At 72.5% G+C, this 12,962-nt stretch carries 12 protein-coding genes; 11 read left to right on the top strand and 1 reads right to left on the bottom strand.

What is annotated here, in order from left to right; genetic code table 11:
* Positions 1-13 precede the first annotated feature (13 nt).
* The gene (locus tag ACSMX9_RS04810; protein WP_445400219.1) at positions 14-991 is read right to left on the bottom strand and encodes a hypothetical protein; all 978 of its coding nucleotides are present in this window, start codon (positions 989-991) and stop codon (positions 14-16) included.
* 226 nt (positions 992-1,217) lie between these two features.
* On the opposite strand from ACSMX9_RS04810, the gene ACSMX9_RS04805 reads away from it, so the two are divergent.
* From ACSMX9_RS04805 to ACSMX9_RS04755, 11 genes are all read left to right on the top strand, one after another.
* Positions 1,218-1,874: a papain-like cysteine protease family protein gene (locus ACSMX9_RS04805; protein WP_445400217.1), complete on the top strand. Its 657-nt coding sequence runs from the start codon at positions 1,218-1,220 to the stop codon at positions 1,872-1,874.
* Positions 1,871-2,773, top strand: coding sequence for a hypothetical protein (locus tag ACSMX9_RS04800; RefSeq protein WP_445400215.1), 903 nt, complete (start codon positions 1,871-1,873; stop codon positions 2,771-2,773). The genes ACSMX9_RS04805 and ACSMX9_RS04800 overlap by 4 nt, the downstream gene beginning before the upstream one ends.
* Before the next feature lie 297 nt (positions 2,774-3,070).
* Complete coding sequence (gene uvrC / locus ACSMX9_RS04795) at positions 3,071-5,215, top strand: excinuclease ABC subunit UvrC (protein ID WP_445400213.1); 2,145 nt, start codon at positions 3,071-3,073, stop codon at positions 5,213-5,215.
* Positions 5,216-5,355: 140 nt separating this feature from the next.
* Positions 5,356-6,249 carry an RNase adapter RapZ gene (rapZ, locus tag ACSMX9_RS04790; protein ID WP_351244378.1) on the top strand — a complete coding sequence of 298 codons (894 nt, stop codon included), beginning with the start codon at positions 5,356-5,358 and terminating at the stop codon, positions 6,247-6,249.
* On the top strand, positions 6,246-7,298 hold the full coding sequence (locus ACSMX9_RS04785; protein WP_445400211.1) for a gluconeogenesis factor YvcK family protein: 1,053 nt from the start codon (positions 6,246-6,248) through the stop codon (positions 7,296-7,298). Before rapZ ends, ACSMX9_RS04785 begins: the two co-directional genes overlap by 4 nt.
* A complete protein-coding gene (gene whiA / locus ACSMX9_RS04780) occupies positions 7,289-8,278 on the top strand; it encodes a DNA-binding protein WhiA (RefSeq protein WP_351244362.1) in 990 nt (329 codons plus the stop codon). The genes ACSMX9_RS04785 and whiA overlap by 10 nt, the downstream gene beginning before the upstream one ends.
* 447 nt (positions 8,279-8,725) lie before the next feature.
* Complete coding sequence (gap, locus tag ACSMX9_RS04775; RefSeq protein WP_351244360.1) at positions 8,726-9,736, top strand: type I glyceraldehyde-3-phosphate dehydrogenase; 1,011 nt, start codon at positions 8,726-8,728, stop codon at positions 9,734-9,736.
* A 169-nt stretch (positions 9,737-9,905) separates the two neighbouring features.
* Positions 9,906-11,117, top strand: a complete 1,212-nt coding sequence (locus tag ACSMX9_RS04770) for a phosphoglycerate kinase (RefSeq protein ID WP_366116654.1) — start codon at positions 9,906-9,908, stop codon at positions 11,115-11,117.
* A gap of 6 nt (positions 11,118-11,123) precedes the next feature.
* Positions 11,124-11,906 carry a triose-phosphate isomerase gene (tpiA, locus tag ACSMX9_RS04765; protein WP_445400209.1) on the top strand — a complete coding sequence of 261 codons (783 nt, stop codon included), beginning with the start codon at positions 11,124-11,126 and terminating at the stop codon, positions 11,904-11,906.
* A gap of 182 nt (positions 11,907-12,088) precedes the next feature.
* Positions 12,089-12,325, top strand: coding sequence for a preprotein translocase subunit SecG (secG, locus tag ACSMX9_RS04760; RefSeq protein ID WP_366116652.1), 237 nt, complete (start codon positions 12,089-12,091; stop codon positions 12,323-12,325).
* Positions 12,326-12,529: 204 nt separating this feature from the next.
* Positions 12,530-12,865, top strand: a complete 336-nt coding sequence (locus tag ACSMX9_RS04755) for an RNA polymerase-binding protein RbpA (RefSeq protein ID WP_173263245.1) — start codon at positions 12,530-12,532, stop codon at positions 12,863-12,865.
* Positions 12,866-12,962 lie beyond the last annotated feature (97 nt).

Raw genomic sequence — 12,962 nt, 5'->3', positions numbered from 1 at the left:
GCGAGGGGGACGCTCAGTCCCAGTCCCAGGTGATGCCGAGCAGCCCGGCGCGGACCTGGGGCTCCACGAAGTGCACCGAGCGGTGCCTCCCGCTCAACGGCAGCTCCCGGCGCGCACCGCGGGGCGCCGCAGCGGAGTGCTGGGCGAAGCGGTGGCACCGCACCGGCAGGGCCTCCTCGGCGAAGCGCACCTGGAGCAGGTACTGCCCGCCCGCGAAGCTGAAGCCCCGCACGTACTCCTCGGAGGCGCCCGCGGTGCCGTCCTCGAAGGCGTACCGGAACAGATGGGTGTCCCCGCCCCGCAGCACCGTGTCGAAGAGGAACTCCGCCGCCAACACCCCGGTCCCGGTGTGCCAACGGACCCGCCCCGTGCGGCAGTTCTCCAAGGCGCGGACGGCCACCCGGTCCGGTGCGCACCCGGGGTCGCCGTGGTGGATGGCGACGTACCGGTCGACCCCGTCCTTGTGGGCGCGCACGATCTGGTGCGATTCGCGGCCCATCAGCTCCCGGCGCGCCCCGATCCGGACCCGCTCGTGGTGGCCGACCGTGTGCAGTCCGCCGTCCACCGGGGACTCCAACTCGCCGAGGAGCTGTTCGAGCACGTCCGCCGCCTCCACCAGGGAGCGGTAGGAACGGGACGAGGGGCGTCCCGCGCCCTTGGCGCCGTCCGGCTGGGCGAGCAGCTTGATCAGGGACTCCTCGGGGAGCCGCAGGATCTCCTCCAGCGCCCGTACCGCCCGGAGGGACTCCGGCCGCCGCGGGCGGCGCGCGCCCTGCTGCCAGTAGCTCAGGCTGGTCACCCCGACCCGCACCCCCGCCCGGGCCAGGTGGTGCTGCACCCGCTGGAGGGACAGGCAACGCGCCGTGATCGCGGCCCGCAGGGCGACGTGGAAGGGGCCCGTCTTCAGCGCCGTCTCCAGGTCCTCGACCGGAGCGGTGGGCGGTGCGCCGCTCTCGACCGGAGCGTCCGACGGGGTGGTGCCGTGCTGCATCAAGGGCCCCTTCTGTGAATGTCCACAACGGCCCTGCCGGCCGCCGGTACCGGTACCGGGGATGACCTGGCGGTCTTCCCCGGCTCGTTCACATACGTACGCCCCCGTTCACGGACTCACGTCCCCCCGCATTGAAGCCTGTTGACCTGCACTGGACAACACTTAATGCTCAACCCCAGCGTCCGGACGCGCTCCTCAGCTCAACCATCCCCCTGCGAGGAACGCGATGCGCAACAGAACCCTCCGCTCCCTCCGAACACGGCGGCCCGCGCTGTTGGCGGCGACCGTCGCCGCCGCGGCCCTGGCCGCACTCACCAGCCCCGCCCAGGCGGCCCCCCTGGCCACCGAGCCCGCCGCCGTCGCGACCGCGGAACGGGTCGCCCCCGGCGGGGTGTCGGCCCTGGCCGCCAAGCAGCTGGACATCACCATGCAGGCCCAGGAGAAGACCAACTGGTGCTGGGCCGCGGCCGGCAACACCATCGCCGCCTGGTACGGCCGCACCTATTCGCAGAACCAGTTCTGCAACGCCGCCTTCAACCGCTCCCAGAACACCCAGTGCCCCAATTCGCAGGCCACCCTGGCCAACGTCCAGACCGGACTGCGCTGGGCGGGCGTCGCCCCCGGTTCGTACGTGAACGGCTGGCTGCGGTACGCCACGCTCCAGACCGAGATCAACGCCAACCGGCCCGTGGAGACCCGCATCCAGTGGTCCTCCGGCGGCGGTCACATGCACGTCCTGTACGGCTACGACGACTCCCGGAACTGGGTCTACTGGGGCGATCCGTGGAAGACCAGCCAGCGCTACAGCTGGGCCGCCCACGACTGGTACGTGAACAACTCCACCTTCAGCTGGACCCACTCCCTCTACCGGATCGGGGCGTGAGCACGGTGCGACACCAGATACCCGCGCGTTCGACCCGTGCCCTGCCGCGCACCGCGCTCGCCCTCGGCGCCGCGGTCCTGCTGACCGGCCTGGCCGCCCCCACGGCCCTCGCCGACACCACCCCCGAGAAGGACCGGGCGGCCAGCGCCGCCGCCGACCGGGCGGCGGGTTCCCCCGAGGTGGCCGACACCCTCGCCCGGTTCTTCGCCCAGGACGGGGCACCGGCCGCCGCGAACGACGCCGCCCGGGTGTCCCGGGCCGACGCCGCGCAGGTCGAGGACGGTGCGGTGCCGGTGCACCACCTCTCCCCGGACTTCGTCGCGGGGGAGCGGGGCGCCCCGGTCGCGGTGCCCGTGTACCACGCCAGCCGCGCGGTCGCCGCGGACGGCCGCACGGCCTCCCTGTGGACGGCGCGTCACGAGGGCCGCTGGCAGGTCGTGAACATCGCCACCGGCGACGACGAGACCCGCTACGCGGCGCTCGGCGAGCGGAAGCTGCCCGGCGGCACCGTCTTCCAGGAACCCCAGGTCGGCGCCTGGTACGTGCACCGGGGCGACCGCGTGGTGCCCCTGGACGGTCAGGCCCGCAAGGCGATCGGCGCGGACGGCGCGAGCCTCGCCGAGTACCGCACGCACGTGCGCCGTGCCTACGGCGACAAGCTGAAGGGCTCGGCGTACGCGAAGTCGGGCAAGGCGGGCGGGTACGGGGCGACCGCCGCCACCGGAGCGGGCGACCACGACGCGCCCGTCTCCCGGGCGGCCGCTCCCGTGCAGGACGCCGCCGGCCCGGTGAACGTCTCCGTCGCGGTGGCCTCCGGCGCCGCCGGGGTCGGCGCGCTCGCCGCGCTCCTCTGGGCCGGCACCGCCCTGCGGCGCCGTGCGGACCGCCCCGCCGGCTGACCGCACCGCACCACCCCGGGGTGCGCGCCGCTTCGCGCGCCCCGGGACGGTGCTGCGGGCCGACCCGCGGCACCGCCCGAACCCCTCGACGCCCCGCGGGACCACTCGCCCCGCGGGACCACTCGCCCCGCGGGACCACTCGCCCCGCGGGACCACTCGCCCCGCGGGGCGCCGGACCGGGCCCGCCGGGCCCACGGAAACCGGCTGCGGCCCGGCACCCCGGAGCCGCACCCCGACCGCACCGCGGCCGGCCCCCTGACCGGCCGGCCTGTCGGTCCGCGCCAGTAGGGTGTGGACATGGCCGACCCCTCCAGCTACCGCCCCAAGCCGGGACAGGTCCCCGACTCGCCGGGGGTCTACAAGTTCCGGGACGAGCACGGCCGGGTGATCTACGTCGGCAAGGCGAAGAGCCTGCGCCAGCGGCTGGCGAACTACTTCCAGGACCTCGCGGGCCTGCACCCGCGCACCCGCACGATGGTCACCACGGCCGCGTCGGTGGAGTGGACGGTGGTGTCGACGGAGGTCGAGGCGCTCCAGTTGGAGTACTCCTGGATCAAGGAGTTCGACCCCCGCTTCAACGTCAAGTACCGCGACGACAAGAGCTATCCGTACCTCGCGGTGACGATGAACGAGGACTTCCCCCGGGTCCAGGTGATGCGCGGCCAGAAGCGCAGGGGCGTGCGCTACTTCGGCCCCTACGGGCACGCGTGGGCCATCCGCGACACCGTCGACCTGCTGCTCCGGGTCTTCCCCGTGCGCACCTGCTCGGCGGGCGTGTTCAAGAACGCCGCGCGCACCGGCCGGCCCTGCCTGCTGGGCTACATCGGCAAGTGCTCGGCCCCCTGCGTCGGCCGGGTCACCCCCGAGGAGCACCGTGAACTCGCCGAGGAGTTCTGCGACTTCATGGCCGGCCGCACCGGCGCCCACCTCCGCCGGCTGGAGGAGCGGATGCAGGAGGCGGCGGAGGACATGGAGTACGAGCGGGCCGCCCGGCTGCGCGACGACATCGAGGCGCTCCGCAAGGCCATGGAGAAGAGCGCCGTCGTCCTCGCGGACGCCACCGACGCCGATCTGATCGCCCTCGCCGAGGACGAGTTGGAGGCGGCCGTGCAGATCTTCCACGTGCGCGGCGGCCGGGTGCGCGGCCAACGCGGCTGGGTCACCGACAAGGTAGAGGCCGTCACCACCGGGGGCCTCGTCGAGCACGCCCTGCAACAGCTGTACGGGGAGGAGAGCGGGGACGCCGTCCCCAAGGAGGTGCTGGTCCCCGCGCTGCCGGAGCCGGCCGACCCCGTCCAGGAGTGGCTGTCCGGCCGGCGCGGCTCCCAGGTCTCGCTACGGGTCCCCCGGCGCGGTGACAAGAAGGCCCTGATGGAGACCGTCGCCCGCAACGCGCAGCAGTCCCTGGTCCTGCACAAGACCAAGCGCGCCTCCGACCTCACCACCCGCTCCCGCGCGCTGGAGGAGATCGCCACCGCCCTGGACCTGGAGAGCGCCCCGCTGCGGATCGAGTGCTACGACGTCTCCCACTTCCAGGGCGACGACGTCGTGGCCTCCATGGTGGTCTTCGAGGACGGGCTCGCCCGCAAGAGCGAGTACCGGAGGTTCCAGATCAAGGGCCGGGCCGGTGACACCCCGCTCTGGCACGGCCGGGGCCAGGACGACGTGCGCTCGATGCACGAGGTGATCACCCGACGCTTCCGACGCTACCTCGCCGAGAAGGAGCGCACCGGGGAGTGGACCGGTGAGCCCGCCGGGAACGACGAGCCCGCGGAGGGCCTCGAAGGCGCCGGGTACCCGGCGCCCGCCGGCGCGGAGCCGGAGACCGAGGTGCTGCGCGCCGACGGCCGTCCGGAGGAGCCCGCCGGGCCGACCGACGGCGACGGCCGCCCCCGGCGGTTCGCCTACCCGCCGCAACTCGTCGTGGTCGACGGCGGCCGGCCCCAGGTGGCCGCCGCCCAGCGGGCGCTGGACGAACTGGGGCTCGACGACATCGCGGTGTGCGGCCTGGCCAAGCGCCTCGAAGAGGTGTGGGTGCCCGGGGAGGACGACCCGGTGGTCCTGCCCCGGACCAGCGAGGGCCTGTACCTGCTGCAACGGGTCCGTGACGAGGCGCACCGGTTCGCGATCACCTACCAGCGCGCCAAACGGGCCAAGCGGCTGCGGACCGGCCCCCTCGACGACGTGCCCGGCCTCGGGGAGGCCCGCAAGCACGCCCTGGTGAAGCACTTCGGTTCGGTCAAGAAGCTCCGGTCCGCCACAATCGAAGAGATCTGTGCGGTCCCCGGCATGGGCCGCAAGACCGCCGAGGCCGTTCTCGCGGCCTTCGCACGGGCGGCTCCGGCCGCACCCGCCGTGAACACGGCGACCGGAGAGATCATTGAAGACGAGGGGCCCGCGTCCGCGGACACCTCGGAGAACCGACGGGGGCAGGAACCATGACCAACGGCGACGCACACGACACACGCGATACGGGCGCCGCGCCCGGGCCCGGCGCCCGGGACGCGGTCACCGGACGGGACGAGGGCGGACAGGGTGCACATACGGAACCGGGCAGCGACGGCGCGCAGGCGGGTGCCGACATGGTGATCGACGCCAGCGGCGTCCCCGAGACGGCCATCCCCGAACTGGTGATCATCTCCGGGATGTCCGGAGCGGGCCGTTCCACCGCCGCGAAGTGCCTGGAGGACCTCGGCTGGTTCGTGGTCGACAACCTCCCGCCCGCGCTGATCCCCACCATGGTCGAGCTCGGGGCCCGCTCCCAGGGCAACGTCGCCCGGATCGCGGTCGTCGTGGACGTCCGGGGCCGGCGCTTCTTCGACAACCTCCGCGAGTCCCTCGCCGACCTGGAGGCCCGGCACGTCACCCGCCGCATCGTCTTCCTGGAGTCCTCCGACGACGCCCTGGTGCGCCGCTTCGAGTCGGTGCGCAGGCCGCACCCCCTCCAGGGCGACGGCCGGATCGTCGACGGCATCGCCGCCGAACGCGAACTCCTGCGCGAACTGCGCGGCGACGCCGACCTGGTGATCGACACCTCCAGCCTCAACGTCCACGAACTGCGCGCCAAGATGGACGCCCAGTTCGCCGGCGAGGAGGAGCCGGAGCTGCGGGCCACGGTGATGTCGTTCGGCTTCAAGTACGGGCTGCCCGTCGACGCCGACCTCGTGGTGGACATGCGGTTCCTGCCCAACCCGCACTGGGTGCCCGAGCTGCGGCCCTTCAGCGGGCTCAACGAGGAGGTCGCCGCCTACGTCTTCAACCAGCCCGGGGCCAAGGAGTTCCTGGACCGGTACGCCGAACTGCTGCGCCTGATCGCCGCCGGCTACCGCCGCGAGGGCAAGCGGTACGTGACCATCGCGGTCGGGTGCACCGGCGGCAAGCACCGCTCCGTCGCGATGTCGGAGAAGCTCGCCGCGCGACTGGCCGCGGAGGGCGTGGAGACCGTCGTCGTGCACCGGGACATGGGCCGCGAATGACGGCGCGCGCAATCCGGCTGCGGCGCGCCGGGCGCACCACCCCCCTCCGTCCGGGTGAAAAGCCGGTACGGGCCCGCCGTCGCGGTGCGCAGCCCAAGGTCGTGGCGCTCGGCGGGGGCATGGGCCTGTCGGCCTCCCTCGCCGCACTGCGCCGGATCACCGGCGACCTCACCGCCGTGGTCACCGTCGCCGACGACGGCGGCTCCAGCGGACGGCTCCGGGACGAGTTGGGCGTCCTGCCCCCCGGTGACCTGCGCAAGGCGTTGGCCGCCCTGTGCGGGGACGACGACTGGGGCCAGACCTGGGCGCGGGTCATCCAGCACCGCTTCCACTCGGCCGGCGAGATGCACGGCCACGCGGTCGGCAACCTGCTGATCGTGGCCCTCTGGGAGCAGCTCGGCGACCACGTGCTCGCCCTGGACCTGGTGGGCAAGCTGTTGGGGGCGCACGGCCGGGTGCTCCCCATGTCCGCGGTGCCCCTGGAGCTGGAGGCCCTGGTCAAGGGGCACGATCCGGAGCGTCCGGACGACGTGGACACCGTGCGCGGACAGGCCACCGTCGCTCTCACCCCCGGCGAGGTGCAGTCGGTGCACCTGGTGCCCAACGACCCGCCGGCGGTGCCGGAGGCGGTGGGCGCGGTCCTCGACGCCGACTGGGTGGTGCTGGGGCCGGGGTCCTGGTTCTCCTCGGTGATCCCGCACCTGCTGGTGCCCGAGCTGCTGGACGCCCTCACCGAGACCAAGGCGCGCCGGGTGCTCGCGTTGAACCTGGCACCGCAGCCCGGCGAAACCGAGGGCTTCTCCCCGCAGCGTCATTTGGAGGTTTTGGGACGACACGCCCCTAAACTCGCCCTGGACGTGGTGCTCGCCGACGAGGCGGCCGTGCCCGACCGCGAATCACTGGCCGAGGCCGCACAGAGCTTCGGTGCCGCGGTCGAGCTGGCCCCGGTGGCCCGGCCCGACGGCAGCCCGAGGCACGATCCGGAGCTGTTGGCCGCCGCGTACGACCGTATTTTTCGGATGCATGGAAGGATCGGCCCATGGCGATGACGGCAGCGGTGAAGGACGAGGTCTCCCGGCTCCCCGTCACCCGGACCTGCTGTAGGAAGGCGGAGGTCTCGTCGGTCCTGCGGTTCGCGGGCGGGCTGCACCTGGTCAGCGGACGGATCGTGATCGAGGCGGAGCTGGACACCGCGATGGCCGCCCGGCGGCTGAAGCGGGACGTGCTGGAGATCTTCGGACACAGTTCCGAACTGATCGTCATGGCCCCCGGGGGGTTGCGCCGCGGTTCCCGATTCGTGGTCCGGGTGGTCGCCGGCGGCGACCAACTGGCCCGCCAGACGGGCCTGGTGGACGGCCGCGGCCGCCCCATCCGGGGGTTGCCGCCCCAGGTGGTCTCGGGGGCCACCTGCGATGCCGAGGCGGCCTGGCGCGGGGCCTTCCTGGCGCACGGCTCGCTCACCGAACCGGGCCGCTCCTCCTCCTTGGAGGTCACCTGCCCGGGGCCGGAGGCCGCGCTCGCCCTGGTCGGGGCGGCCCGCCGGCTCCAGATCGCGGCGAAGGCCCGTGAGGTGCGCGGAGTGGACCGCGTCGTCGTCCGGGACGGGGACGCGATCGGCGCCCTGCTGACCCGGCTGGGCGCGCACGAATCGGTGCTGGCCTGGGAGGAGCGGCGGATGCGCCGCGAGGTGCGGGCCACCGCCAACCGGCTCGCCAACTTCGACGACGCCAACCTGCGCCGCTCGGCACGGGCGGCGGTGGCGGCGGGCGCCCGGGTCCAGCGGGCGCTGGAGATCCTGGGCGAGGAGGTCCCCGAGCACCTGGCGGCGGCCGGTCGGCTGCGGATGGAGCACAAGCAGGCGTCCCTGGAGGAGTTGGGGGCGCTCGCCGATCCGCCGCTGACCAAGGACGCGGTCGCCGGCCGCATCCGCCGCCTGCTGGCGATGGCCGACAAGCGCGCCTCGGACCTGGGCATCCCGGGGACGGAGTCCAATCTGACCGAGGAGATGGCCGACAACCTGGTCGGCTGACGGAACCGCCCGCAGACGCGCCCCGGGGGGCGCGGACCGCCGTCCACTCGGACCGGTCCGCGCCCCTCTCGCATGCTCCGACGGCGCGGGCGCGCACCGCACGCCCCTCCCGTGCGAGGTCACTCCGGGTGACGGCGCCCGGTGCCCGGACCGGCACGGGAGACCCGCGGGGGCGTGACGGAACGTCGTTGCACAACCGCCCTCGGTGCCCGCCGGGAGGGTGCGCCCCGCGCGCGCCACCCCTCTTCGCGCTCATCCGCGGGGGCCCCGTATCGGAAGAGCTGCGGGGCGCACCGACTACCCGGTGGTACGCCTCCGAGGGCTCCCTTAAATGGCATCTCGGTGTCACCCCGGGCGGCCCGGGGAGGTAGGGTCGGAAGTGGTCGGGGACATCCCATACAACTCGCCGGGCGTCGCACCCCGGCGCACCAACGAGGAGATCGGTTCGTGACGATCCGCGTAGGCATCAACGGCTTTGGCCGCATCGGTCGTAACTACTTCCGCGCGCTGCTGGAGCAGGGTGCAGACATCGAGATCGTGGCTGTCAACGACCTGGGTGACACCGCGACCACCGCCCACCTGCTGAAGTACGACACCATCCTGGGTCGACTGAAGGCCGAGGTGTCGCACACCGCCGACACGATCACCGTCGGTGACCACACCATCAAGGTGCTCTCCGAGCGCAACCCGGCCGACATCCCCTGGGGCGAGCTCGGCGTCGACATCGTCATCGAGTCGACCGGCATCTTCACCAAGAAGGCCGACGCCGCGAAGCACCTGGCCGGCGGCGCCAAGAAGGTCCTCATCTCGGCTCCGGCCACCGACGAGGACATCACCGTCGTCATGGGCGTCAACCAGGACCAGTACGACCCGGCGCAGCACCACGTCATCTCCAACGCCTCCTGCACCACCAACTGCGTGGCGCCGATGGCGAAGGTCCTGGACGAGAACTTCGGCATCGTCAAGGGCCTGATGACGACGGTCCACGCGTACACCAACGACCAGCGCATCCTGGACTTCCCGCACAAGGACCTGCGCCGCGCCCGCGCCGCCGCCGAGAACATCATCCCGACGACGACCGGCGCCGCCAAGGCCACCGCCCTGGTCCTGCCGCAGCTCAAGGGCAAGCTGGACGGCATCGCCATGCGCGTCCCGGTCCCCACCGGCTCCGCCACCGACCTGGTGGTCACGCTCCAGCGCGAGACCACCAAGGACGAGGTCAACGCCGTCTTCAAGAAGGCGGCCGAGGACGGCGCCCTCAAGGGCTTCCTGGCCTACACCGAGGACGCGATCGTCTCCTCCGACATCGTCAGCGACCCGGCGTCCTGCATCTTCGACTCCTCCCTGACCATGGTCCAGGAGGGCAACACGGTGAAGATCCTCGGCTGGTACGACAACGAGTGGGGCTACTCCAACCGCCTCGTGGACCTGACGGTCTTCGTCGGCGAGCAGCTCTGATCCGTACCCGCTACGGGCACCCCATGTGAGCAAGAGGGCTCGGGCAGCGCGAAGGAGCGCTCGCCCGGGCCCTCTCACATGCACAAGCCCTGCGGGGAGCACCCTGCGCCCCCGCAGTTCCTCGCAACGCCCTGCGAGACCTCCTCGTTGGAGTACTAGGAGCGACTGAATGAAGACGATCGACGAACTCCTCGCCGAAGGCGTCGACAACAAGCGGGTCTTCGTGCGCGCGGACCTCAACGTGCCGCTCGCCGACGGCACCATCACCGACGACGGGCGCATCCGTGCCGTGCTGCCCACCGTGAAGGCGCTGGCCGAAGCGGGCGCCAAGGTCGTCGTCGCCTCGCACCTGGGCCGCCCCCAGGGCGCCCCCGACCCGGTGTTCTCGCTGCTGCCCGCGGCCGAGCGCCTCGGTGAACTGCTCGGTGCGCCGGTCGCCTTCGCCCAGGACACCGTGGGGGCCGCCGCCCACGAGGCCGTGGACGGCCTCCAGCCGGGCCAGGTCGCCGTCCTGGAGAACCTGCGCTTCAACCCGGGGGAGACCTCCAAGGACGACGCCGAACGCGGGGAGTTCGCCGACCGCCTCGCCGCCCTCGCCGACGTCTACGTGGGCGACGGCTTCGGCGCCGTGCACCGGGGGCACGCCTCCGTCCTCGACCTGCCGGCCCGGCTGCCGCACTACGCCGGGCATCTGATCGCCACCGAGGTCGGCGTCCTGGAGAAGCTCACCGAGGACGTCCGGCGGCCCTACGCGGTCGTGCTCGGCGGCGCCAAGGTCTCCGACAAGCTCGGGGTGATCGACCACCTGCTGGAGCGGGCCGACCGCATCCTCATCGGCGGCGGCATGGCGTACACCTTCCTCAAGGCCCAGGGCCACGAGGTGGGCACCTCGCTGCTCCAGGAGGACCAGATCCCGGCCGTCCAGGAGTACCTGAAGCGGGCCGCCGAGCGCGGTGTGGAGTTCGTGCTCCCGGTCGACCTCCTGGTCGCCCCCCGCTTCCCGGACCTGAAGACCAAGGCCCCGGCCCACCCCACCACGGTCGCCGCGGACGCCATCCCGGCCGACCAGCAGGGCCTGGACATCGGTCCGAGGACCCGTGAGCTGTACGCGGCGAAGCTGGCCGACGCGGCCACCGTCTTCTGGAACGGCCCCATGGGTGTCTTCGAGCACCCCGACTACGCCGAGGGCACCACCGCGGTCGCCCAGGCCCTGATCGACTCCCCGGGATTCACGGTCGTCGGCGGCGGCGACTCCGCCGCGGCCGTGCGCACCCTGGGCTTCGACGAGCGGGCATTCGGTCACATCTCGACCGGCGGCGGCGCCTCCCTCGAATACCTTGAGGGCAAGACGCTCCCCGGTCTCGCCGCACTGGAGAACTGAACCTTCATGACGAACCAGACCCGTACCCCGCTGATGGCGGGCAACTGGAAGATGAACCTCAACCACCTCGAGGCCATCGCCCACACCCAGAAGCTCGCCTTCGCCCTCGCGGACAAGGACTACGAGGCCGTCGAGGTCGCCGTCCTGGTGCCCTTCACCGACCTGCGGTCCGTGCAGACCCTCGTCGACGGCGACAAGCTGAAGATCAAGTACGGCGCGCAGGACCTCTCGGCGCACGACTCCGGTGCGTACACCGGCGAGGTCTCCGGGGTGATGCTCGCCAAGCTGAACTGCGCCTACGTGGCGGTGGGCCACTCGGAGCGCCGCGAGTACCACGGCGAGACCGACGAGCTGTGCAACGCCAAGGTCAAGGCCGCCTTCAAGCACGGGATCACCCCGATCCTGTGCGTGGGCGAGGGCCTGGAGGTGCGCAAGGCGGGCCAGCAGGTGCCGCACACCCTCAACCAGCTGGACGGGGCCCTCAAGGACCTGCCCGCCGAGCAGGCCGAGACCATCGTCATCGCCTACGAGCCCGTGTGGGCCATCGGCACCGGCGAGGTCGCCACGCCCGAGGACGCCCAGGAGGTGTGCTCGGCGATCCGCGGCCGGCTCGCCGAGCTCTACTCCAAGGAACTCGCCGAGAAGGTCCGCATCCAGTACGGCGGCTCCGTGAAGTCCGGCAACGTCGCCGCGATCATGGCGCAGCCCGACGTGGACGGCGCCCTCGTCGGCGGTGCCGCACTGGACGCCGACGAGTTCGTCAGGATCGTCCGCTTCGAGCAGGCGTGAGTAGGCGCTAGCGACGATCCGTCGTACCCTTGCGGGGGCCGACGGCCGGAAGACGGGCACGGCGCTCGGCACGCGGGTACCACAGGGTCCCGCGGGGCGGACGTCCACCGGCCCGTCCGACGTCCGCGGCCCCCGCGCCGTCCATCAAGATCCGAGGGAAGACCCCGGAAAGGGAGTTCGCTGTGGTTTTCGGGTTCTCGATCGCCGTGATCGTCTTCAGCCTGCTGCTCACGCTGCTGGTGCTGATGCACAAGGGCAAGGGCGGCGGTCTGTCCGACATGTTCGGCGGCGGCATGCAGTCGTCGGTCGGCGGCTCCTCGGTCGCCGAGCGCAACCTCGACCGGATCACCGTCGTGGTCGGCCTGCTCTGGTTCGCCTGCATCGTCGCCCTCGCGATCATGATGAAGCTCGACAACTGAGCCTCGTCCGTCGCACCCGCACGCCACGTCGAGCCCCATGACGGGTCCGCGCCCCCCGGCGCGGCCTATCATGGGGCTTGCGTCTCGGGGCAGGGGGTAACTCCCGTCCCTGGACGCGCGTTGGGCCTTACGTAGACTGAGGCGCTCGCAGCGAAGCGTTACGCCGACTCGCTTCGCGGCACCATCACGCAGGGAGTTACGACCGTGGCAAGTGGCAACGCGATCCGAGGAAGCCGGGTCGGGGCGGGGCCGATGGGCGAGGCCGAGCGCGGCGAGTCCGCGCCACGGCTGCGCATCTCCTTCTGGTGCTCGAACGGGCACGAGACGCAGCCGAGCTTCGCCAGCGACGCGCAGGTCCCCGACAGTTGGGACTGCCCGCGGTGCGGTTTCCCCGCGGGGCAGGACCGGGACAACCCCCCGGCCCCCCCGCGGACCGAGCCGTACAAGACGCACCTCGCCTATGTGCGGGAACGGCGGAGCGACGCCGACGGCGAGGCGATCCTCGCCGAGGCGCTGGCGAAGCTGCGCGGCGAGATCTGACGGCGGACCCACCCGGGCCGGGACCCCACGGGGCGCCCGGCCCCTCGCGTTCCCGCAGGTCGTGCACCCCTGTCAGTGGCGGGCCCTACGGTTGCGC

It is taken from the genome of Streptomyces sp. LE64 (assembly GCF_052606915.1).
Note: the sequence above shows the minus strand (reverse complement) of the source record. Positions and strands in the feature narration are given on the sequence as shown.

Coding starts and splice junctions, on each gene's coding strand:
- tpiA (WP_445400209.1), top strand. CDS start 11,124: ATGACGAACCAGACCCGTACCCCGCTGATGGCGGGCAACTGGAAGATG.
- ACSMX9_RS04805 (WP_445400217.1), top strand. CDS start 1,218: ATGCGCAACAGAACCCTCCGCTCCCTCCGAACACGGCGGCCCGCGCTG.
- ACSMX9_RS04785 (WP_445400211.1), top strand. CDS start 6,246: ATGACGGCGCGCGCAATCCGGCTGCGGCGCGCCGGGCGCACCACCCCC.
- rapZ (WP_351244378.1), top strand. CDS start 5,356: ATGGTGATCGACGCCAGCGGCGTCCCCGAGACGGCCATCCCCGAACTG.
- ACSMX9_RS04770 (WP_366116654.1), top strand. CDS start 9,906: ATGAAGACGATCGACGAACTCCTCGCCGAAGGCGTCGACAACAAGCGG.
- whiA (WP_351244362.1), top strand. CDS start 7,289: ATGGCGATGACGGCAGCGGTGAAGGACGAGGTCTCCCGGCTCCCCGTC.
- uvrC (WP_445400213.1), top strand. CDS start 3,071: ATGGCCGACCCCTCCAGCTACCGCCCCAAGCCGGGACAGGTCCCCGAC.
- ACSMX9_RS04810 (WP_445400219.1), bottom strand. CDS start 991: ATGCAGCACGGCACCACCCCGTCGGACGCTCCGGTCGAGAGCGGCGCA.